Here is a 22,653-nt window from a genome sequence, read left to right on the forward strand (position 1 = left end):
ATGGAATTTAACATGATCGGAAGGGATGTTAACCATGAGCGACTCTAATCAGGAATATATCGTTATTTCGGGTGCGCGGGAAAACAATCTCAAGAACGTTTCCTTGCGCATTCCCAAACGAAAGATCACGATTTTTACCGGGGTATCCGGATCCGGCAAGTCATCGATCGTCTTTGATACGATCGCTGCAGAATCCACGCGATTGCTAAATGAGAACTTCAGCATGTTTGTCCGCAACTTTCTGCCGCGTTTTCCGCAACCCGAAGCAGATGCGATCGAGAACTTGAGCATGGCTGTGATTGTGGATCAAAAACGTCTGGGCGGCGGTTCTCATTCCACGATGGGCACGATTACCGATATCTCTCCCATTCTCCGTCTTCTTTTCTCTCGAGTGGGTCAACCCTATGTCGGACAAGCGCATATGTTCTCGTTTAACGATCCGCAAGGCATGTGTCCCGAATGCAACGGAATCGGCCGCAGTTTGAACGTCGACATGAGCAAGGCGATAGACAAGTCAAAGACGCTAAATGAAGGGGCCATCTTGCTGCCCGGTTATACAGTGAACAGCATGGATTGGTCGATGATCGTGCAATCGGGGCCATTTGATCCCGATAAGAAGCTTTCCGATTACGCAGAAGATGAGCTGGACCAGCTGCTGTACGGCAAGGCGAGAAAAGTGGAAATGCAGTTTGCCGGCAAACCAATGAATATTACGGTAGAAGGCGCCATCGAGAAGTTCACCAACAAGTACATCAAACGTGATGTGAAAATGATGTCCGAGCGCACACAACAGACCGTTGCCCCGTTCATTTCGGAAGGTCCTTGCTCCAGCTGCCGCGGCGCACGACTGAGCCAGGCTGTACTTAACTGCAGAATTAACGGACTTAATATTGCGGATATGGCCGCCATGGAGGTCGGACAGCTGATCCGTGTCATTCGGGAAATGGACTACCCGAACGCTGCGCCTATCGTCAAGTCGCTCACTGAGCGGCTGCAGCATCTGGTGGATATCGGACTTGAGTATTTGACGTTGGATCGCGAGACGGATACATTGTCCGGCGGCGAGTCGCAGCGCGTCAAGATGGTAAAGCACTTAAGCGGCAGTTTGGTGGATGTCACTTATATTTTCGACGAACCTAGCGTTGGTTTGCACCTTCGTGACGTTCACCGGCTTAACGAATTGCTTCAGAAGCTGCGCGACAAGGGCAATACCGTACTTGTTGTCGAGCATGATCCCGATGTGATCAAGTTGGCGGATCATATCGTTGACGTCGGGCCCCATGCCGGCAGCCGCGGCGGTTCCATCGTATTTGAGGGAAGTTTTCAAGGTCTGCTGGAGTCGGGTACATTAACCGGCACCCATATGAAGCGGCCGCTCCAGCTTAAGCACGATTGCAGGAAGCCTGCCGGTAAGTTGTCCATCAAGGATGCACAGCTTCACAACCTGCAGAACGTGAGCGTGGATATTCCAACCGGAGTGCTGAACGTCGTTACCGGTGTCGCCGGTTCTGGCAAAAGTACGCTGATTAACGAAGTGTTCCTCGGCCAGCATCCCGATGCCATCGTCATCGACCAATCCGCGGTAGGCGTTTCGACACGCTCCAATCCCGCAACTTACACGGGCATTATGGACGATGTGCGCAAAGCGTTTGCTTCTGCAAACAAGGTGAACCAAGGTTTGTTCAGCTTTAATTCCAAGGGAGCTTGCGAAAACTGCCAAGGGTTAGGTGTTGTGTACACAGACCTGGCATTCCTCGACAGTGTGAAGTTGCCATGCGAAGTATGCGGAGGCAAACGGTTCAAGGAGGAAGTGCTAGCGTACAAGCTGAACGGCAAGTCCATTGCCGAAGTGCTGGAGATGACGGTGGAGCAGGCTTTGGAGTTTTTCCAGTTAAAAGAGGTCGTGCGCAAGCTCCAGGCGATGAGTGACGTAGGGCTGAACTACATTACCCTTGGCCAGCCGCTTAGCACGCTTTCGGGCGGGGAATGCCAGCGGATCAAGCTGGCGAGCGAGCTGCATAAGAAAGGCAGCATCTACGTGATGGACGAGCCGACAACCGGCTTGCATATGTCAGATATCGGCCACCTGCTGGAAATTATGAACCGCCTCGTGGATGCCGGCAATACGGTGATTGTCATCGAGCACAATCTGGATGTGATCAGCCAAGCGGATTGGATCATCGATATGGGACCGGACGGAGGCAGCAAGGGCGGCCGGGTTGTATTTGAGGGCCCGCCTTCGCAGATCGTCCATGCGGAACAGTCGATCACGGGCAGGTATTTAAAATAACGGGATCGGAAAACGAAGGGTTCTGTGGAAAGAGAAAGCTTTCCCTGGGCTCTTTTCTTATTTCATCGACGTTTTACATGCCATTAATTTCCTGCTTATAAAAGCGAGGTATGATCAGTGCATACGAACATTTCAGCATCATCCTGACAGGAAGTTGGTTGTCGACACGCGAGAAAGGGGTGTGGTTGGATGGTACTTAGCGTCTCTTGGAGTTTACCAAACGGAAGGAGGAGATCAGGCTGGACACAGCTAGCCATCTGGTGCTTGGAGCGACGCTGGCGGGACTTGCGTATATAGAACCGGCTGTAGCAGCGGAAGCGAGCTTGGCTCAAGCCGTATGGATCGGTACGTTAATCGGTTCACATGCACCCGATTTTGATACGGTGCTGCGCTTGAGAGGGTTTGCTTCTTATCTTCAATACCATCGGGGGGTGACGCATTCCATCCCGGCTTTGTTCGTGTGGCCTGTCGTTATTGCTTTGCCGTTATGTATGGTGTTCCATCTGTTTCCATACTGGCATGTGCTGCTGAAGTGGGTCTTCATCGCCGTAGCATTTCATGTCTTTCTGGATACGCTTAACAGCTATGGAGTACAGAGTGCAAGTCCTTTCTCGCAGAAATGGATTCACCTGGATATTTTGTCCATCTTCGAGCCGTTTTTGTTCGTACTTCACAGCGTCGGCCTTATGTTATGGCTGGGATTCAAATTCGAGCCGATCCCGCTATTTATATGGATTTATGCGCTAACGTTCGTTTATATCGTCATTCGCTCCTGGCAGCATCACAGGATGGTTCGTCGTGTGATTAATGTGATTAATATTTCAGGAGTATACCATATTATCCCGACTTTACATTGGTTTCATTGGAAAGTTGTCATCGAAGCCGATAATTGCTTTTACACGGGAAAAATCCTGTACACCAAGATAGTCTGGGAAGCTGTTTATCCGAAGCAGGAGAGGAATACGGCAATCCTTGCGACGATGGGGACGGATGGCGTCCGGGCGTTCCTCGGGTTTGCCCAACGTATTCATGTGACGTGCAATGAAGTAAAAGACGGCTACGAAGTCAGCTGGAGCGATGTGCGTTTTAATCAGGGCAGCAAGCTTTCGTTTGGCGTTGACGTCCAGCTGGATAAGCAGATGAATGTTGTCCATCACCGGATCGGTTGGCGGAAAAAAGCTTGGGACCCGCCCTTTGTGTAACAAAAATAAAAAACGGAGCGCCGATGCTAAATCAGCTCTCCGTTTCTTTTTGTGCATCGCAGGGCGATCAAACGATCCAATCAAACAGGATCGGGGGATTTCATAGCGGTTGATGCATAAATCACAGGCCTTCCCATGGAAATGTACGTGATATGGCAGGTGTCGGCCACATGCTGCATGTCGTCCCAATCAAACATGTTTCTGCCATCGATCACTACACGGGTACGCAGCTTTTGACTGACGAGCTGCCAATCCAAATCGTGAAGTTGTTCCCACTCCGTAAGAATGACGATGGCGTCAGCGGAATCAATCGCTTCATACATGTCACGGTGCAGCACGACTTCGGCAATGGGATAATCGCGGACGAATGGATCGTACGCATGCAGATCTGCTCCATGCTGCAAGCATAAGCGGCTGACGGCCAGCGACGTGGCTTCCCGCAAATCGTCTGTCATCGGTTTAAAGGTAAGTCCGAGAAGGGCGATACGTTTTGCTTTTAACGTCCCCAATGCATGAAGCAGCTTATCTACCAGATGCTGAGGCCGCTGCGCGTTGATCGACACAGTCGACTCAAGGAGAGGAAGAGAGCAGTTCCACTTGTGGCCCATCGATAGTAATGCTTGCAGATCCTTGGGGAAACAGGAACCGCCGTAACCGATACCGGCTTGCAGGAAAGATTTACCGATCCGTCGATCCATGCCCATGCCTGCAGCGACCACGTCAATGCGGGCGCCTGTGTGCTCCGAGAAATCAGCCATCATATTGATAAAGGAAATTTTCATCGCTAGAAAAGCATTGGACGCATATTTAATCAGCTCCGAGCTTCGGCGGTCGCAAAAGTAAACATGTGCAGCAATATCTTTATACAGCTCGGTAATAACACTTCTGGCTTGTATAGTCCTGCACCCGGCAACAATTCGATCCGGATGAAAAAAATCGTAAACCGCGGCGCCTTGCCGGAGAAATTCGGGATTATGTATGACCTCGATCGACGGCTTCGTCTGAACCGTGTGCAGCCATTGTTCGATCTCGTCGCTTGTTCCCACCGGCACTGTGCTTTTGATAATCAGAAATGGCCCTTGTTTGCAATAAAGCGCCACCTGACGAACGACCGACCATAATGGATCCAAATCCGCTTCCCCGCCGGGACCCCACGGCGTTCCGACACAAACGATAAGCACATCCGAGGATTGTACGGCGCTTTTCATATCCGTTGTAAAACAAATTCGCCCCAGCTTTATCGTTTCGTTAAGCAGCTCGTCAAGCCCTTGCTCCCATAACGGCAGCCCGCCGGAGGAGAGGATAGCGATTTTCTCGGCCGAACTATCGACGCAAACGACGGAATGACCTGAGTAAGCCAAGCAAGTGCCTGTTACTAAACCGACATAACCTGTGCCAATGACTGCAACCTTCACGTTAAATCCCTCCCACCACATTATGCGGAAAACGGTTTTCCTCTGGATGCTTTGGAACGTAGAATTTGCTCGTAGTTTACCAATAAACGGTCGAAAATAGCTTCCCATGACTGGGTTAAGGCGTAGGCTCTGCCGGAAAGTCCCCAAGCTTTCAGCGTATCAGGCTGTTGCAGCATGTTGGTAATCGATTGAGCGAACATATCTGAATCGCGGGGAGGACACAGATTACCGGTTCGGCCGTGCTGAATGATTTCCTGGACTCCGCCCGAGGCTGCGCCGATGGCGGGTGTTCCCGACGCTAACGATTCCAATACGACATTGCCGAACGTTTCCGTACTCGAAGGAAAAACAAACAAATCGGCCGAGGCATAAAGCTCCGCCAACGCTTCGCCTTTCATATACCCGGTGAACGTTGTGTTTGCCGGAACCCCATCCTGCAGTTCTTTAAGCGAAGGGCCGTCTCCGGCAAAAATCCAGTGGATCTCATCCCGCAGCGACTCGGGCAGTTTTCTCATGATGTCCGGTATTATATCGAGATCTTTTTCAGGGGCAAGCCGGCCTGCATACAGCAGGATAAATCGTTCCTTGATACCGTAACGCTCACGGACCGCCGCGCTTTTTTTTCCGGGATGAAACAGTTTGCAATCTACGCCGCGTTGCCACAGCTTGATTCCATCAATGCCCTGGGCGGCAAGCTGCTGCGCTGTTTCTTGTGAAGGGACAAAGGTAGCCAAACAGGATTGATGAAACCAACGGATATAACGCCATAACAGAGGGGAGGCGAATTGGAGATGATAGTAGTGCAAATAGCGGTCAAAATGGGTATGGTAGGAGGCGACATGGGCGATATCGTATTTTCTGGCGTAAAATAAACCGGAAAGTCCGATATTAAACGGTGTGGCGATATGGATCAGATCCGGTTGAAACGCTTGAAGCTGACGAGTGATCGAGACGTAATTCGGAAGCGCAATCCGGCATTCGGGATACAGCAAAAACGGAAAACTGGCGAAACCGTGAACATTGCTCGTATACAACTCATCTTCGCATCGCGGCACAAATATTTGATAGGTGACGTTTCGGCGTTCCAGATGTTCGGTGAGCCGCTTCAGCGTCATGGCAACTCCGTTGACTTGAGGCCAATAGGTATCCGAAAATAAGGCGATTCGCATGCAACCCCTCCTCGTCATGACCATATGACTTAAGATTACATCGGAATTATTAATTTACGACCAGACAATCTATAAGGAAATATTAAAATATTCGTTTGTGGTAAGAGCTCTTGGCATGTGCAATAAGTCGTCGGAAGCAGAAGGACCAAGACAAGTCTTTCCACCCGACTTGGTTTATAGTATGCTAGCCGTATAAAGGAGGAGAGCGAATACATGGTAAAACAACTGATCGTCGGCGACGCCATGCATGAGCTGGCTACCACGCGCCGTATGCTGGAACGCTTGCCCAACGAGCAAATGATGTGGAAACCGCACGTAAAATCGATGTCAGTGGGTGAACTGTCCACACACCTGACTAACCTGCTGAATTGGCAAATCGCCATTCTGCTTTATCCGGAATTCGATCTTTCCACCGTACCGCTTCGGCGGCAAGCTTTGGAAAGACGTGAAGACGTGTTGGAGGAATTCGACGCCAACGTTGTCAAGTTTGAGCGGCTGCTGGCGGATTGCGATGAAAAAACGCTTGGTGAGGAATGGGTGTTGCGAAGCGGCGACCATTTCATCATGCGCCAACCGCGGGCGATCGCGCTGCGTACCTTCGGTTTAAGCCACATGGTCCACCACCGCGCGCAGCTTGGAGTTTATTTGCGGCTTCTCGATATTCCGGTGCCGGGCGCTTATGGTCCATCGGCTGACGAGGAAAGCCAATGAAGCTGTAAAAAAGGAGAAATACCCCGGTTCCAACCCGCATAAATCGCGGGTTTTTATTTTGCCCGGAGGCGTATGCCGGCGGGAAACAAGTTACAATATATAGAAAGGAGCCCCATGAGAATGGAGGGAGCAAGGATGAATTTCGAAGGTGTAACCGTTAGGGAACTGCTGCGGCTTCCTATTCTGAAGGATGCCAAGGTTATCGGCGGTGAACAGGGGCTCGACCGTATCGTGCGTTATATCGATATTATGGAAGTTCCGGATATCAAGGGCTGGCTGCGGGAAGGCGAGCTGATCTTGACGACCGGCTATTCGATACGCCATGATCCGGGTCTGCTGGAAGATGTCGTCGAACAGCTGGATCTTGCGAATGCGGCGGCGCTTGCCGTGAAACCGGAACGGTTCATTACGAAAATTCCGCAGGAAGTTATAGATAAAAGCAATTTGCACCACATTCCCCTCATTCAAATTCCGCCCGGCATTCCTTATATTGATATCACTTACAATATGATGGAACAGATTTTGGATCGGCAAGCGGCTTTATTGAGACGTTCTGAGGAAGTATACAAAGCGCTGACGAATCTGGTCCTGAATAATAGCGGACTGCAAGTCATGGCCGACAACGTAGCCGAGCTGATTCAATGCCCGGTCTGGGTGATCAGCAATACAGGCGACGTGCTTGTTTCTTCTCCGCAGGATACGCAGATCACAGCCTCCATGAAAACACGTCATTGGGATGTAACGGTCGAAAAGCAGTTTGTCGGCAAGCTGATCGTTGGGAAAGAGCAGCTGGATGAGTTCGAACAAGTATGCGTCGAGCAAGCGCGGCTCGTATTTTCCTTGGAGCTGATGAGAAGAAAGATAGCCCTCGATACCGAAGTCAAGCTGAGAGGCAGTTTTTTTGAAGAGCTGTTGATGGGATTGCCGCTGTCCAGACAAGAGGTGGATGATAAAGGCCGGAAACTGGGGCTGCTGCCGGGGTGGATATGGGAGGTCGGGATGATCGAAGGCGAACCGTCACACTTCGAAGAGCAATCGTCATTTTTAACGGAATTGCAGGCTTTGATTCAGCGTCATTCGGAGCAACGGAAAGTCCGCGTGCGATCGCATGTGCAGCGGTTAGGCGAACGGCTCATACTGCTGCTTGCGACCGGATCTTCAACGGATCCGCCCAAGAAACTGCCCGCCGGCCAAGAGGATATCAAGGAATGGCCGCAACTTCTGGCACCCCTGCTTGCCAAGTGGAGCGGATTGCGCACAGGCTTCGGAAGTAAATGCTCGTTATGGGAAGTGCACCGCAGTTACATTGAAGCGCGCAAAGCGATAATCATCGGTTCCCACCTCGACCGCAACAAAACCGTTTTCACCTTTAACGATGTGGAGATGTTCCAGTTATTGCTGGATGCCTCCGAGCATGTTTCCTTCGATGAACTGATGGATAAGAAAATAGGCAAATTGTCCCTGTATGACAAACAAAACGGAACAAATCTCGTATCGACCTTGTATTATTATTTGGCGACAGGGGGAAGTCTAATGGAGACGGCCCGGCTGCTTTACGTCCATCGCAACTCCGTGAAGTACCGGATGGACCGGATCAAGGAAATTGTCGGTAAAGATTTCGATAATCCGCTAAACCGTTTCGTTTATTATTTATGTACGGCGTTTTATTTGTTGAAAAAAGAAGATTGATGATGCCCTATTGTGCTGCGAGCACAATAGGGCATCTTTAGTTTTGGCGGGCCAGTACATTGTGTGAACGTTCCGTGAACCTTTACAATTTATTTATTCACTCATCATAAGTAAGCAATGCAAACCAAGAAGGGAATGAGTACAAATGATCGGGTTAATTCGTGTATTAACAACAGCCAATTTAGAAGTTCTTAACGAGCATGGTCGCATCATCTCGGAATTGTATGCGGTTCCGGTGAACAATGAATGCATCCCCGATCAACCGTTTGGGATTCACAATGACGAGACCGAACAACTCGCCAATCCCAAAATTGTAGCGCTTGGCCAACGTATGGAGCAGGACGGCTGCAGCGTCATCGTCGTCAGCTGTGCCGCAGATCCGGCCGTGGACTTGCTCCGCAAGCATGTATCCGTTCCCGTTATCGGCGCCGGCAGCGCGGCATCCTATATGGCCCGCATGATCGGTAAACCTGTGGGGGTTATGGGCATTACGGAGACGCTGCCGAAGGTCATGCACGATATTTTGGGAGATTTGTTCGTCAGATACATCCAGCCGGAAGGAGTTGCCAACACAACCGATTTAATGACGCCGGCAGGCCGCCAGCAAGCGATCCAAGCGGCCAAAACGTTAATGGAGCAGGGAATAGAAGTGATTGTATTTGCTTGCACGGGTTTTTCCACCATCGGTCTCGCCGACGTACTTCGGACAGAACTGAATATTCCAGTTATTGATGCGGTGGAAGCGGAAGGGCTGATTGCTTCGAACTTATACAAGCAGCTTAAGCGGTGAATATTCGGTTGACTGAATCCAAACGTTCCTTTGGCGTATCCTATCTGCTTCTCCTGGCATCGGTCTTTATTTGGGCGCTGAATTATATCGTCAGACAAATTCTGCTGCAGGAATTTTCTCCCTTTTTCCTTTCAGCGCTCAGCCTCACGGTTGTTTCCTGCATCTTTATTGCCGGATCCTTCATGACCAAATCGCTTGTTTCCGTTACGCGAAAAGAGCTGCTGTTGCTGTTGCTGTCAGCTGTCGTTGGCCTGATCGCCAACCAGATTTTTTTGTATCAAGGCCTGCAGCGCACGTCGGCAACCAACGCTTCCTTATTATTTACGTTGTCGCCTTTGATGACAGCCGGTCTGGCCGCCCTGTTTCTTAAAGAAACGATCACCTGGCGTATGATAGCGGGTTGTCTCATCGCAATGGCCGGTCTGTACCAGGCGCTCAACATGACGGAATTTAAGCTGCAGCTCGGAGATTGGCTGATACTGGGCGCTACGTTTACGTTTTCTTGCAACCTGATTTTTGTCCGCATGCTTTCAAGACGGCTGACGCCTTTTCAAGTTACGGCGTACAGCTTTGCCGTCAGCTGCTTGTTGTATGATCCGTTTATCGTCTTTTTTTCCAAGATGCAGTGGCATCACTCCTTCTCAATCTGGGCACTCGCAATTATCTCCATACTTGTCGCTCAAGGGCTGACCAATGTCATGTGGAACAAAGGAATGGCAGCGGTGGGGGCCGCCCAAGCCGCTATCGTGCTTAATTTGCAGCCGATGATGACCATCCTGCTTGATTTCTTGCTTTTAGGACATATTGTAACTAATAAACAAATTGTAGGGGTATTGTTTGTATTTGTCGGCGTTCTTCTCGGAACGATGCATAAGCGAAAACACATGACCCGGCCGGAACCACCTGCAAACCGCAAAATCCAAGCTTAAACGAATCGGGGGACAAGATTATGGAAAAAGAAAAAAAACATCCGAGTATTTTTGAGCCGTTTGCGCTCATTTTGAATATCGTTACCGCCGTGATCGGCGCCATTATCGGTATGCAAATCGTGACCACGCTGGGGGTCACTCCGAATACGGCGATTATCGGCGCGCTTGTAGCGATGCTGATTGCCCGAATTCCCATTGCCATTTTCAAAAAATATAAATCGGTCCACCGTCAAAATCTCGTTCAGACATCGATTTCGTCGGCCACGTTCGGAGCGGCGAACAGCTTGTTAATTCCTATCGGCATTCCGTTTGCCATGGGGACTCCGGACCTGATCGTGCCGATGCTGATCGGCGCCGCACTTGCGATGTTCGTGGATGCAGCGATTTTGTACAAAATTTTCGACTCCAAGCTGTTCCCGGCATCGGGAACTTGGGCTCCCGGCGTTGCTACCGCCGAATCGATATTGGCAGGGGATAAAGGCGGTAAAAGAGCCGGTTTCCTGGGAATCGGTACGGCCATCGGACTGATCGGATCGTATTTTCACATCTCGATGTCCGCTTTTGGCGTAGCGTTTATCGGCAACATCTGGGCCCTGACGATGTTTGGCATCGGTCTTATGATCCGCCAGTATTCCGTCCCATGGTTTAATATCGACGTCAATCAGCTGTATATCGCACACGGCGTAATGATCGGCGCGGGTATCGTCGCATTGATCCAGGTCTCGATCCTGATTTTCAGCAAACACAAAAACGAGCAGCAATCGAAGGAAGCCGATTCCGAGGACAAGCTGACCCGCCCGATCAATGAGGCGAAACGTGCGCTTGGGTTTGGTTTTGTCGCTTATCTTATTATTGCGCTGATCATTGCCATCATAGGCGGACTCATTACCCACATGTCGCTTGGCATGCTGATCGGCTTTATGGTGTTCGCCGCTTTCGCCGCTTTTGTCCACGAGCTGATCGTTGGGATCGCAGCGATGCATTCCGGCTGGTTTCCCGCTTTTGCCGTAGCGTTTATTACGCTGCTCTTCGGTATCTTGATCGGTTTCCCGCCGGTAGCTCTTGCTTTGCTTGCCGGATTTAGCGCGGCGACGGGCCCGGCTTTCGCAGATATGGGTTATGACTTGAAAACAGGCCATATTTTGCGCGGCAACGGTGAAAACAAGGAGCTGGAGCTGCAGGGCAGAAAGCAGCAGTACATTACAGGCATGATCGCATTTGGCGTGGCGCTGCTTACGGTTCTCGTATCTTACAAAGGATACTTCGCGCAAAATTTGGTGCCGCCGATCGACAAAGTGTATGTTTCGACGATCAAAGCAGGCGCTTCTCCCGATATTATGCTGCAGCTGCTGCTCTGGGCGATTCCAGGGGCGCTTCTACAGTTCATTGGTGGTCCAAGCCGCCAAATCGGCGTATTGTTCGCCACTGGCCTGCTGATTTTAACGCCTAATGCTTGTTGGGCCGTACTCGCGGGGATCGCGATCCGGTTGATCGTATTGAAGATTTGGAAAAAAGAAGCCGAAACGCCGATGAGCATTATGGCCGCGGGATTCATTGCGGGGGATGCGCTTTACAGCTTCTTTAACTCGATATTCAAGTTCAGAAAGTGAGGTTAGCTCCATGTCAAAAATCAAATTGGACGAAAAAATGGTGGAATATGCGGTTTACGGCGGCGCCGTGCTCGGCGGCGGCGGTGGCGGCTGGATCGAGGAGGGGCTGAAAATCGGCCGCTTGGCGCTTGAAGTCGGCCAGCCCGAGCTGCTGACGATCGACGAATTTGACGATGAGGATCTGCTCGTCACCGTGTCGATGGTCGGCGCTCCCGCCGCAAAGGACCAATACGTCAAGCCGATTCATTACGCCAGAGCGCTGGACATGCTGTCGCAAAAAATCGGCCGGCCGGTTAAAGCGCTGAATACCAACGAAAACGGAGCGGGAACAACGGTCAACGGCTGGTTCCAGGCTGCGGTTACCGGCCTGCCGGTTGTCGATCTGGCATGCAACGGACGGGCTCATCCGACCGGAGCTATGGGTTCGCTTAATTTGACCGAGCTGGACAACTATATTTCCCATCAAGCGGCCGCGGGCGGCAAAGGCGAACATTATATCGAATTAAGCGTATCGGGGACGCTGGAGAAAGCCGCCTCAATGATTCGCAAGGCATCCGTCGAAGCGGGCGGACTGGTCGCTGTGGCGCGCAACCCGGTTACTGTCGCTTATGCGCGGCAGCATGGCGCGGCGGGAGCGATCTCGCAAGCGATTGAAATCGGCCGGGCGCTGCTCTCCCGCCAAGGGGAAGCCGCCATTGATTCGGTTGTCTCCGAGCTTGGCGGCAAGCTGGTGACAGCCGGGATCGTAACGGATTTCCAACTGGAGACAACCGGTGGATTTGATGTCGGTACGGTGCAAATCGACCATAAGTACGAAATGACGTTCTGGAACGAATATATGACGCTGGAGAAGGACGGGGAGCGGCTCGGCACGTTCCCGGACCTGATTATGACGCTGGATGCCAAGACGGCAAAACCGATCGTCACCGCGGCGGTCGAGAAAGGACAGCAGCTTGCCGTTATTACCGTACCGAAGGATAAGCTGCTGCTCAGCAGCACCATGAGAAACGAGAAGTTGTTAAAGCCGGTGGAAGAAATCATCTGCAAATCGATTATTCCCTTTTTAGTTTAATTCCAAATCAGCATAGAGAAACGGATAGGAGTGTTTGGCGATGGCATTGAAACAAACATTAGTGGCAATGGATGTTATGGACGACGGTTTCGTAAGCGGGGCGAAAGTAAAGGCATTGTTTGACGTTTATCCCGCTGTTTCCGTTACCGTAACAAAAGTAACCGGCGAAAAAGGCAGCACGGACTTTATAAAAATCGTTATTCCGGGAACAAACGGCAAACTTAAAGGCGGCGACGCTCCGACCTTCGGCATCATCGGACGTCTTGGCGGGATTGGCGCGCGTCCAAGCCGGATCGGACTTGTCTCCGATGCCGACGGAGCCGTAGCAGCCGTTGCATCCGCGCTTAAGCTGGCCGATATGCAGACCAAGGGAGACTCGTTAAAAGGCGACGTCATCGTCAGCACCCACATTTGTCCGGACGCCCCGACGCGCCCGCACGAGCCGGTTGATTTTATGGACTCGCCGGTCGATATTTTGACAATGAATCAGCATGAGGTTACCCCTGAGATGGAAGCGATCCTTTCCATCGATACGACCAAAGGGAACCGCGTCATTAACCATAAAGGCATCGCCATTTCGCCGACCGTCAAAGAGGGCTACATTTTGCGGATCAGCGATGATCTGATACGGATTATGGAGATGGCGACAGGCCAATTTGCCGTGACCTTCCCGATCACAATGCAGGATATTACTCCTTACGGCAATGATTTGTATCATATCAATTCCATATTGCAACCTAGCGTGGCTACGGATGTGCCGGTGGTCGGAGTTGCCGTTACTGCACAATCGGTTGTGCCGGGCTGCGGTACAGGCGCCAGCCATGAAACCGACATCGCCACAGCCGTTCGTTTTTCCGTTGAAGTGGCCAAAGAGTTTACAAACGGAACCTGTTCGTTTTACGATAAAGAGGAGTTCGCGCGTATCATCAAGTTGTACGGCTCGATGAAAATACTGCAAACCGGCGGGGAAAACGTCGTCCGCGCATAATCGCACCATTTTGGAGATGGGAGGCTGGGGAATATATGGAACGTTTGGGCATGATAACTATAGGTCAAGCGCCTCGCGACGACGTAGCGCCGATCGTTGAGAAATATTTGGAGGACCGCGCCGAGCTTGTGCAGTCCGGCGTTTTGGACGGGCTAACCAAAGCATATATTGAACAGCACCTGCAGCCGGAAAAAGATGATTATGTACTGACGTCCCGGCTGACAAGCGGAGAGTCGGTTGTCATGGCCCGCCGCAAAATACAGCCGCTGCTCCAGGGGAAAATCGAAGCGCTGGAAGCGCAAGGCATCAAGCAAATTTTATTGTTGTGCACCGGCGTTTTTCCAGGGCTTCGCAGCGGCACTTCGTATTTGATCGAGCCGGACCATATTATTCCGCCTGCGATTAAGGCGATGGTCGGCTCCCGCCGGTTAGGGGTTCTGGTGCCGCTCGAAGAGCAGAAGGAATCGCTGCGCTCCAAATACGAGCCGTACGGACTTGATCCCGTTTTTGCCGTTGCTTCTCCGTATAAAAACGACGAAGCGAATTTCCGTAAAGCGGCCGACGAGCTGAAAGATAACGCCGATCTCATATTGCTGGATTGCATGGGTTACACGGAGCAAGCCAGAAGGCGGATGGCGGAAGCAACCGGGCTTCCCGTGGTGCTGTCTAACGCGATCATGGCCAAGCTGGTATCCGAAATGATTTGACCGGAGGTAACAAGAAATGAACCCGCAGCTTACCGAAATCAGTAAAAATGTGCTCCGGAATTGCCTGGGGCTCCGAGAACAAGAATCGTTTCTCATTGTGACGGACGATACGAAAAAAGAACTCGCGGAAGCGGTATACGAAGCGGGCAAGCAGCTTGGCGCCGAAGCGATGATGGTCGTGATGAAGGAGCGCTTGAAATCGGGTGAGGAACCGCCGGCGGCGATATCCGTCGCGATGGCGAATGCCGATGTCGTCTTATGTATCACGCAGCATTCGCTGACGCATACACAAGCGCGCAAAAATGCCGCCAAAGCAGGAGCGCGGCTGGCCACGATGCCGGGCATTACGGAAGATATGTTTCTGGAAGGCGCAATCGCCGCCGACTATGCCCAGGTCAAGCAGTTGACATACGAGGTGACGGACCTTCTAACGAAGGCCGGCAAGGTGCGGATTGAGAAGGACGGTTATGTTCTGGCCTTTTCCATTGAAGAGCGGCAGGGCATTCCAAGCACGGGCGTATACGTGAACCCCGGAGAATCCGGGAACTTGCCTTCCGGCGAAGCGTACATTGCTCCTGTAGAAGGCAGCGCCGAAGGACAAATTCGCATTGACGGCTCGATCGCCGGCATCGGCAAATTGTCCGCTCCGGTCCTGCTGACTCTTGAGCAGGGACGTATCGTCCGCGCCGAAAGCGAAGGCCAGGAAGCGCAACAGCTGCTGCACATTTTGGGCGACGGAGACGGCAGGTTGCTTGGCGAATTCGGCATCGGCACCAACGATAAAGCGAGAATTACCGGCGTGGTGCTTGAGGACGAAAAAGTATACGGCACGATCCATGTGGCATTTGGCAGCAACAATACGTTTGGCGGCACGATCTCGGCCGGCGTGCATATCGATGGGGTTGTCACCCGTCCGAATGTTTTCCTTGACGATGTATTGATTATGGAACACGGAAAACTCGTCGAGGTGCCATAAGCAATTTGCCGGATTCATGTGCCGGTTCATTGAAGACTCTAACAATCCATAACAGCGGTTTTAGAAAACCATCGTCATTCATCTGGCGATGGTTTTGCTGTCCTATATTTTGTTAAACCTCCGCAGCATGCGGGGCTGTATATCCCGTCTCAAGCATCGTTGGGAGGAAGGGGTACGCGAACTTCTCCAACTTATTGGGCATAAGCTGATATATGTCAATTGGAGAGGATGTTTTACATTGTTTGCTTATCGCCCGGAGTTTTATCAGCCTATCTATTCCGATTACCGGTTTATCCCGGCCGCGTATGATGACTCGGCATATCCCAGTGGCGGATGGCACTGGGGGGATTATAGCACCCTGGAGACGGACGAAAGCTACCGCAGGCCTGCCCAGCAACGTCTGAACTTCGTACTTGTGCATGGTTCCTGGGCCGATGCTCATTTCTGGGACGGCATAGCGGCCGCGCTGCGCAAGAACGGGCACTCCGTCCATACACCGGAATATGCCGGTCACGGCAAAGATCCGAACAAAAATGTGACACATGAGATGATCACGAAGTCCGTGGTCGATTTTATCACAAAGCTGAACTTGGGTAATATCGTTCTGGTAGGGCACAGCTTCGGCGGGACGGTCATTCAGAAAGTTGCCGAACAGGTAGCGGACCACATCAAACGGCTTATATTCTGGGATGCATTTGTACTGAAAGACGGCGAATCGCTTGCCGATGAGGTTACGCCTCTAACGAGGCAAGGTTTCGAGCAGCTCAGAGCCGCCTCGAAGGACGATACGATCATGCTCCCGTTTCCGCTGTTCCGGGATCTGTTTGTCAATACGGCCACCTTGGAGTTAGCCAACCGGATGTATGCAGTCGTCACACCGGAACCGGCCAAACCGCTGTTTGAGAAGCTGGATCTTAAAGTGTTCTTCGCATTGCCTACACCCAAAAGTTATGTTTATTTCTACCAAGATAACGTTTTGCCGCAAGGAGAGGGGTTCGGCTGGAATCCGCATATGTCCACACGGCTTGGCCTGTTCCGCCTGATTGTCGGTGACGGGGACCACATGACGGATTCACGCACAAGGCCGGCCTATGTAGCGCAGAAGCTTTACGAAGCGGGCCGGGACTAATCGGAAACGATATTTGAGATTACGGGTAAAGTTAATACAATAACCGACAAAAGTAGGCTGCCGATGAACCGATGGGGAGCCTATTTGATTTGGATGTTTGTAGGAAACATCATTAATTCTATCGGAATTATTAGTATAATTTTACTATACTTAATATAAATGAAGGAGTGAGTATCATAGCGATTACTACATTTAAAACGACAGCACACCTGCAAGAAGGTGTGGTAATCAAAGTTCGTTCCAGAAATTTCGAGTTTACAATAGATGAGCCGAAAAGCTTGGGAGGGACCGATACCGTAATGAATCCAGTCGAAGCGCTGCTTGATTCATTAGGGGCGTGCCAGTCGATTGTAGCTTACTTAAATCAAGGCTTCTTTGACCTCGGAAAGAGCAGAGTGCAGTGGAGGAAGGGAATTATCTTGCCAGCGAGTTTTGTCACAATCATTCGCGGCTGTATTTGAACAGGAATTACTGGGAGGGGAATGGGGAAGTTAGACGAAAGTTTGGAAAAAAATACTAATTAACGAGAAAACCCCTTCTGCATTTTCAACAAGGGGTTTAAATTTTGTTGTCAGATAATTGCACATTATGTAGAATTAAAGGAGAATGTGGAAAGAGGTCTAACTTGAATAATCAGGGATATAGTCCAATAACTGCCTCCTGCTTCACACTACATGTCGTCTTCCCGAGAGCGATCGAGAAGACCGCTTGTCTTTGCTAACATGGAAAGCGATTGCAGGTTGTAACGTCCGACTTCACACTACATGTCGTCTTCCCGAGAGCGATCGAGAAGACCGCTTGTCTTTGCTAACATGGAAAGCGATTGCAGGTTGTAACGTCCGATCGGGGAAATCCAGGATAATAGAGCGGTTAGCAGGGTTTGGGGAAAGGAGGCATAACCATCATGAAATTGGGAAACCGAATTGCTTCTCTAGCTTCATCGCTCAGTTTTAAAAGGAAAATGATCGTTCTCATGATGGTGATCCTGATCAGTATCGTGGTCCTGATCGAGGTCGTCATCTACAATGTGAGCATCCCATTGCAGATGAATGCCGCATTAAACGAAAATACGCAGGAGGTCGGCTATATCAGCGAACGACTTGATATGGTCATCTCCAACTACGACTGGTTTATGAATGCCTTGACGATGGACGACGTGCTGCAGTCGATTTTGAAAAAGCCCTACACGAACCGGCTGGACGAGCAGTTGTTAAACTTCGACTTGGAGCAGCGGCTGATCTCCAACAGCATCCTTGCCACCGACAAGATCGAAAATATTTTTATTTACGATACGCAAAAATACAGGGCCAGCGTGCTGCACTCGCATGATTTTGATAACGTTTACCTGGAGTTGGATACACAACGCTACAACAGCGAAGGAAACATTCATTGGAAAGTGGAGGGCAGCAAGCTCTATATCCACCGGGCGATCCGCGACCACAAGAGTCTTAAGATCATTGGTTACATGACGGTTTCGGTTCAGATTAGCTACTTGGACGAAATCATCAATACCGCGATTAAGCGTTATACGTTAATCGTGAACGAAAACGGCCAGTTGATGCTGCAAAATCAGGCGGTTTCCGTATCTGGGGTGAACTTTAAAGAAGTACTGGCGAAAGAAACAGCGCTCCAAGGCAAATCCGGTATAATTGACATCGTACCTTTGGGACAAGCCATGATGGTGACGAAAGTGTCTCAATTCTCGTTATGGAAAACGATTTCAATCGTTCCGCTGAGTCAGGTGGCCTCGGAAACGCGGCTGATTGGCAAATGGATTGTCGGTATCGGTATTGTCGGCGTGTTGGCGGGCAGCCTGATAACATGGATCAGTTTTCTGCATCTGATGCGGCCATTGGGTGAGCTCACACGGGCAATGAAACTCGTGGATCAAGAAAATTTCAATCTTCGTGTTAACATCCGCCAGAACGACGAGTTTGGCCGACTTGGTAGAAGCTTCAACAGGATGATGGACAAAATCGACTACCTCATTTCCGAGGTGTACCTGAAGGAGCTCAGCCGAAAGGAAGCGGAATACAAAGCGCTCAAGGCGCAAATCAATCCGCATTTTATATACAATACGCTGGAGACGATCCGCTACCTCGCGGAATTCGATGAACGGGACAAGGTAGAGATGATCACGATCTCACTTGGCCGGCTTCTCAAGGCGAGTATCGATCATAAAAGCGATATGATTACCGTCCGGGACGAACTGGTGTACATCGACGCCTACCTGAAAATCCAAAATACCCGGTTCGCGGATAAAGTGGACGTCAAGGTCTTCGTCGAAGGAGGCATTTACGGGCATTTGATTCCCCGCTTTATTTTACAGCCGCTGGTGGAGAACGCATTTATCCACGGGCTCGAGAACAAAATCGGCAAAGGAGACCTCTTGATTAAAGGATGGGCCGAGGGGGGCATGATTCATTTTCGGATACAGGATAACGGAATCGGCATGGATGAGAAAACCTTAAGCGAGCTTTTTAATCCCGACCGGACGGAAAAAGAGAAGAAAATCGGTGCGGGCACCGGTTTTTTAAATGTCCATAACCGGATCAAAATGCTCTACGGCGACCCTTACGGCCTGAACGTACAAAGTTCTCCCAACATAGGCACGATCGTAGAGGTGCAACTCCCTATTCAACCTGAACTAGGAGGGAATTTTCATGTTTAAAGTTGTGATCGTCGATGATGAACCGCTGGTTTTGCGCGGATTGGCCGAAAGGTTTCCTTGGAAGGACTGGGGCTGCGTCGTTTGCGGCACCGCACTGAATGGTTTGGAAGGAAAGGAGCTTATTGACCGCGAGCAACCGGATATCGTTCTGACCGACGTGAAGATGCCGGGATTGTCCGGCCTTGAACTTGCGGAACACGTGAAGCGGAATCATCCGGATGCGCTTACGATCGTATTGAGCGGCTTCAACGAGTTCGATTATGCCCGTCAGGCATTGCGTCAACAAGTGTTCGATTATTTACTGAAGCCGGTCGACAAGGAGGAACTCAAAAAAACGCTCCGTAAAGGGTTCCAGCACTTGAACCGGAGGCGGGAAACAAGCCGCAATACGGAAGAAATGGAGAAGAAGCTAAGCCAGGTCAATCCGCTCGCGGAAGCCGGAATTCTTATGGATTTAATGCTCAACAACAAACATGAAGCCGACTCCTTGCACAACAGGCTTAAAGAGTTCGGTATCTCGTTCCAGAAAGGACAAGTCGTTGTTTTCGAAATGCTTGCCGTTTGGGAGCAGCACCAAAATTACAAGACGCTGCATCAGTTCGCTCTATCCAACATATTATACGAGATTTACGAAAAGTACCGTTGTCGTGCGGTTATCCAGTGGATTGCCGGCAAGTGCACGGCAGCCATCCTGTTTGATTCGTCGATACCAAGCGTTATCGCTCAGAAGCGGGTGATCGAGGCGACCGGAGAAGGGATCGCGCAGGCGACGTCTTTTTTTAAGCAGCGCGTGTTTGCCGGCATGGGTCATTTCGTCAACCGGCTCGACGAGTTAAACACATCTTATCTGACAGCGCTGTCAAGTCTGGAACACCATTTATTCTGGTCGCTGGAATTTGCCGAAACCGGGCTTGCATCCACGGAGCGGGTTGTTGTCCGGGTGGACGAGAGAATGTACGACGCCGTAAACGAAGGCTATGAAGACCGGGCTCTTCAGGAGTTCGACGCAGTATGCGCGCAGCTCCGAATAAACCGGGATGTGGATCACGTCTACAGTATTTGCTTGGAGATTGTAATGAACCTTTCGAGCATCGCGAAATTTTGGGAGCTTGACCTTGCGATACCGAACTTGAGCGAATTGAAGCAGCACGCTTTCTTCGACAATCTGGCCTTGGGACTTCGGGAGCTAATCCTCAACTTGTGCCTGACCATTGCCAATAAGAGACAGTTCATCACTTTGCCTTTGATGGACAAAATTCTGGCTTATATTCAGGACCATTACGCCAATCCCGATTTGAGCCTGCAGGATGTCGCGAATGAATTCCACCTGAGCGTCAGCCATCTCAGCCGAATGTTTAAGAAAGAAGCGGGGACGAACTTCAATGATTACCGCTCTATGGTCCGTATCGAGCAAGCGAAAGAGCTGCTTTGCAAGAAGTATTGGCTCACCAGCCAGGAAACCGCCTATCTGGTCGGCTTTACCGACGGCAAATATTTCAGTCAGGTGTTCAAGAAATATTGCGGCATGACGCCGAGCGAATACAAGGAAAGCCAATACACGTACGAATAACAATTGTTATCAATGGCCGGAATTAGATGAGGGGAGGAAGCAGATATGAGCCCGTTACCGTTACGACTGACCGTATTGTTTCTTTGGATAATGTTACTGCTTTTGCTGGCAGGGTGCAGCTTTTCAGGTATCGTGAAAAAGCCGGATTCCGCTTCGTCATCGGAGCCCTTCGCTGCCGCCGACAGGAAGACCGTTACGCTCCGTTACTTGATCTGGAACAGCGACTACAGCGCTTCTTACCAAAAGATGTTTGCGGAGTTCAATAAGGAGTATCCGGGGATCAAAGTGGATCTGCAGGTGGTGCCGTGGGGCAATTACTGGGATAAGCTGATGACCGAAATTGCCGGCGGCAAGGCACCGGATCTGTATTGGGGTTATTTTCCCCGCTTCCCCGGATTTATTGACAAGGCGGCGGTTTTGGATTTGACAAATTATATGAAGCGGGACCATGTTGATTTGAGCAAGTATAACTCGTCGATGCTGCAGGCATATGCGTCGGATGGAAAACAATATGCGATTCCACAAAGCTTCGGTGCGATGGGCATTATCTATAACCGCGACCTGCTGATGAAGGCCGGCTTCGACAGCTATCCCGAAGGACTGGAATGGAACCCGGTGGACGGCGGATCGTTCGTCCGATTCCTGCAGCGGCTGACGCTGGACAAGGAGGGGAGACATCCTGACGAATCCGGTTTCGACGCTGATCATATCGTCCAATACGGCTTCAATTTTATCGACAAGGATCAGGTCGATCCCGGACAGCTGATCGGCCTTATTGCCTCCAATGGCGGCACGTTTATGAAGGACGGCAGGCTAGCGTTGGATGACAAACTGAGGGAAACATATCAATTCGTCTACGACCTCGTATTCAAATACCATGTGATGCCGAATTTTCAGGATATTCATACAGGCGGTTCCGAAAACAAGTTTCTTTCGGGGCAGACCGCCGTTTGGATGAACGGGCAATGGATGATGAAGCCGCTGAAGGACAAAGCAGGCTTCGATTGGGCCGTCGGTTCTTTGCCGAAGGGCCCCGCAGGTACATTTACATTGGTGGCAGGTTTAGGAGATCTTATCTATTCAGGCACGAAACATCCCGAAGAAGCTTGGCAGCTGGTAAAATTCATGGCAGGGCCCAAAGCCCAAAATATTTTGGCTGAATCCGGCATCGTATTTCCGGCCTATGAGGATGCGATCTCGAGGTTTTTGGAAACGTATCGGAAGATCGGTATCGACGCCCAATTGTTTGTCGACGGCTACAACGGGGCGACCGTCGTCTCGCCGGGCGCCAAAAACTACGGAGAATGGTACCAGGTGTTTGTCAAATACACAGGCCTGATGCTCTCGGGCGATATCGATCCCCGTACCGCGCTGGACCGGCTCAAGCAGGAGGGAGACGTCGCCGCGAACCAGTAGTTCTCGATGGCGGAGCGTACAAGCAACAAACAACGAATGGTTGAACAAAGGAACACTGTCCCGAACATCAATAAGCAGCATCCGCAAAAAGGCGGATGCTGCTTATTTCTTGTAATACGGATAACCTTGTAGCGCCGCCCCCTTTCGGTCGACCCCGATCATTTGCGTACCGTAACGGCCTGATTGAACCTTGCCACGAAATTTCCAGCCTTCAATTCAGGCAGCCGCTCAAATTTTTAAACCAATAAGCAATTTTTTAATCCTCCGTTCGGGTTGGTCGGCCGCTACAATCAAACTGTAATTACAAAAAAGGCAGAAA

17 protein-coding genes and 1 pseudogene are annotated in these 22,653 nt (G+C 50.7%); 16 read left to right on the forward strand and 2 right to left on the reverse strand.

Annotation, left to right across the window (positions count from 1 at the left end):
* Window positions 1-34: 34 nt before the first annotated feature.
* Window positions 35-2,290 (forward strand): ATP-binding cassette domain-containing protein, encoded by a 2,256-nt coding sequence (locus tag EYB31_RS12605; RefSeq protein WP_131013691.1) that lies wholly within the window; start codon window positions 35-37, stop codon window positions 2,288-2,290.
* A gap of 206 nt (window positions 2,291-2,496) precedes the next feature.
* Window positions 2,497-3,492, forward strand: coding sequence for a metal-dependent hydrolase (locus EYB31_RS12610; RefSeq protein WP_240762373.1), 996 nt, complete (start codon window positions 2,497-2,499; stop codon window positions 3,490-3,492).
* Between the two features lie 80 nt (window positions 3,493-3,572).
* Here the strand turns inward: EYB31_RS12610 and EYB31_RS12615 are convergent, their stop codons facing one another.
* Both EYB31_RS12615 and EYB31_RS12620 read right to left on the reverse strand, forming a co-directional pair.
* On the reverse strand, window positions 3,573-4,907 hold the full coding sequence (locus EYB31_RS12615) for a UDP-glucose dehydrogenase family protein (RefSeq protein ID WP_165452382.1): 1,335 nt from the start codon (window positions 4,905-4,907) through the stop codon (window positions 3,573-3,575).
* A 20-nt stretch (window positions 4,908-4,927) separates the two neighbouring features.
* A complete protein-coding gene (locus tag EYB31_RS12620; protein ID WP_131013693.1) occupies window positions 4,928-6,076 on the reverse strand; it encodes a glycosyltransferase family 4 protein in 1,149 nt (382 codons plus the stop codon).
* 213 nt (window positions 6,077-6,289) lie between these two features.
* On the opposite strand from EYB31_RS12620, the gene EYB31_RS12625 reads away from it, so the two are divergent.
* The 14 genes and pseudogenes from EYB31_RS12625 to EYB31_RS12690 all read left to right on the forward strand — a co-directional run bounded on the left by EYB31_RS12625 (window position 6,290) and on the right by EYB31_RS12690 (window position 22,334).
* Window positions 6,290-6,787 (forward strand): DinB family protein, encoded by a 498-nt coding sequence (locus EYB31_RS12625; protein WP_131013694.1) that lies wholly within the window; start codon window positions 6,290-6,292, stop codon window positions 6,785-6,787.
* A gap of 135 nt (window positions 6,788-6,922) precedes the next feature.
* Window positions 6,923-8,476, forward strand: a complete 1,554-nt coding sequence (locus EYB31_RS12630; RefSeq protein WP_131013695.1) for a PucR family transcriptional regulator — start codon at window positions 6,923-6,925, stop codon at window positions 8,474-8,476.
* A gap of 145 nt (window positions 8,477-8,621) precedes the next feature.
* Window positions 8,622-9,266 (forward strand): aspartate/glutamate racemase family protein, encoded by a 645-nt coding sequence (locus tag EYB31_RS12635; protein WP_131013696.1) that lies wholly within the window; start codon window positions 8,622-8,624, stop codon window positions 9,264-9,266.
* Window positions 9,267-9,274: 8 nt separating this feature from the next.
* A complete protein-coding gene (locus EYB31_RS12640) occupies window positions 9,275-10,195 on the forward strand; it encodes a DMT family transporter (protein ID WP_131013697.1) in 921 nt (306 codons plus the stop codon).
* Between the two features lie 20 nt (window positions 10,196-10,215).
* Window positions 10,216-11,805: an OPT/YSL family transporter gene (locus EYB31_RS12645; RefSeq protein WP_131013698.1), complete on the forward strand. Its 1,590-nt coding sequence runs from the start codon at window positions 10,216-10,218 to the stop codon at window positions 11,803-11,805.
* 10 nt (window positions 11,806-11,815) lie between these two features.
* Entirely contained in the window at window positions 11,816-12,877 is a 1,062-nt protein-coding gene (locus EYB31_RS12650) for a DUF917 domain-containing protein (protein ID WP_131013699.1), read from the forward strand.
* Between the two features lie 40 nt (window positions 12,878-12,917).
* The gene (locus EYB31_RS12655; protein WP_131013700.1) at window positions 12,918-13,865 is read left to right on the forward strand and encodes a DUF1177 domain-containing protein; all 948 of its coding nucleotides are present in this window, start codon (window positions 12,918-12,920) and stop codon (window positions 13,863-13,865) included.
* A gap of 35 nt (window positions 13,866-13,900) precedes the next feature.
* Window positions 13,901-14,572: an AroM family protein gene (locus EYB31_RS12660; protein ID WP_131013701.1), complete on the forward strand. Its 672-nt coding sequence runs from the start codon at window positions 13,901-13,903 to the stop codon at window positions 14,570-14,572.
* Window positions 14,573-14,588: 16 nt separating this feature from the next.
* Window positions 14,589-15,548 (forward strand): aminopeptidase, encoded by a 960-nt coding sequence (locus EYB31_RS12665; protein ID WP_131013702.1) that lies wholly within the window; start codon window positions 14,589-14,591, stop codon window positions 15,546-15,548.
* A 238-nt stretch (window positions 15,549-15,786) separates the two neighbouring features.
* Window positions 15,787-16,677, forward strand: coding sequence for an alpha/beta fold hydrolase (locus tag EYB31_RS12670; RefSeq protein WP_240762375.1), 891 nt, complete (start codon window positions 15,787-15,789; stop codon window positions 16,675-16,677).
* Between the two features lie 176 nt (window positions 16,678-16,853).
* Window positions 16,854-17,033, forward strand: a pseudogene (locus EYB31_RS40900) (OsmC family protein); the annotation flags it as partial.
* A gap of 548 nt (window positions 17,034-17,581) precedes the next feature.
* The gene (locus tag EYB31_RS12680; protein WP_131013703.1) at window positions 17,582-19,348 is read left to right on the forward strand and encodes a sensor histidine kinase; all 1,767 of its coding nucleotides are present in this window, start codon (window positions 17,582-17,584) and stop codon (window positions 19,346-19,348) included.
* Window positions 19,341-20,918, forward strand: a complete 1,578-nt coding sequence (locus tag EYB31_RS12685) for a response regulator (RefSeq protein ID WP_131013704.1) — start codon at window positions 19,341-19,343, stop codon at window positions 20,916-20,918. Before EYB31_RS12680 ends, EYB31_RS12685 begins: the two co-directional genes overlap by 8 nt.
* Window positions 20,919-20,963: 45 nt before the next feature.
* Window positions 20,964-22,334 carry an ABC transporter substrate-binding protein gene (locus EYB31_RS12690; RefSeq protein ID WP_131013705.1) on the forward strand — a complete coding sequence of 457 codons (1,371 nt, stop codon included), beginning with the start codon at window positions 20,964-20,966 and terminating at the stop codon, window positions 22,332-22,334.
* Window positions 22,335-22,653: the final 319 nt, after the last annotated feature.

This window comes from Paenibacillus thalictri, assembly GCF_004307995.1.
Lineage (GTDB): Bacteria > Bacillota > Bacilli > Paenibacillales > NBRC-103111 > Paenibacillus_AF > Paenibacillus_AF thalictri.

Excerpts from the sequence above, each read along its gene's own strand:
- EYB31_RS12645 (WP_131013698.1), top strand. The coding sequence starts at position 10,216 with ATGGAAAAAGAAAAAAAACATCCGAGTATTTTTGAGCCGTTTGCGCTC.
- EYB31_RS12655 (WP_131013700.1), top strand. The coding sequence starts at position 12,918 with ATGGCATTGAAACAAACATTAGTGGCAATGGATGTTATGGACGACGGT.
- EYB31_RS12665 (WP_131013702.1), top strand. The coding sequence starts at position 14,589 with ATGAACCCGCAGCTTACCGAAATCAGTAAAAATGTGCTCCGGAATTGC.
- EYB31_RS12625 (WP_131013694.1), top strand. The coding sequence starts at position 6,290 with ATGGTAAAACAACTGATCGTCGGCGACGCCATGCATGAGCTGGCTACC.
- EYB31_RS12630 (WP_131013695.1), top strand. The coding sequence starts at position 6,923 with ATGAATTTCGAAGGTGTAACCGTTAGGGAACTGCTGCGGCTTCCTATT.
- EYB31_RS12605 (WP_131013691.1), top strand. The coding sequence starts at position 35 with ATGAGCGACTCTAATCAGGAATATATCGTTATTTCGGGTGCGCGGGAA.
- EYB31_RS12690 (WP_131013705.1), top strand. The coding sequence starts at position 20,964 with ATGAGCCCGTTACCGTTACGACTGACCGTATTGTTTCTTTGGATAATG.
- EYB31_RS12685 (WP_131013704.1), top strand. The coding sequence starts at position 19,341 with ATGTTTAAAGTTGTGATCGTCGATGATGAACCGCTGGTTTTGCGCGGA.
- EYB31_RS12635 (WP_131013696.1), top strand. The coding sequence starts at position 8,622 with ATGATCGGGTTAATTCGTGTATTAACAACAGCCAATTTAGAAGTTCTT.
- EYB31_RS12660 (WP_131013701.1), top strand. The coding sequence starts at position 13,901 with ATGGAACGTTTGGGCATGATAACTATAGGTCAAGCGCCTCGCGACGAC.
- EYB31_RS12680 (WP_131013703.1), top strand. The coding sequence starts at position 17,582 with ATGAAATTGGGAAACCGAATTGCTTCTCTAGCTTCATCGCTCAGTTTT.
- EYB31_RS12650 (WP_131013699.1), top strand. The coding sequence starts at position 11,816 with ATGTCAAAAATCAAATTGGACGAAAAAATGGTGGAATATGCGGTTTAC.
- EYB31_RS12620 (WP_131013693.1), bottom strand. The coding sequence starts at position 6,076 with ATGCGAATCGCCTTATTTTCGGATACCTATTGGCCTCAAGTCAACGGA.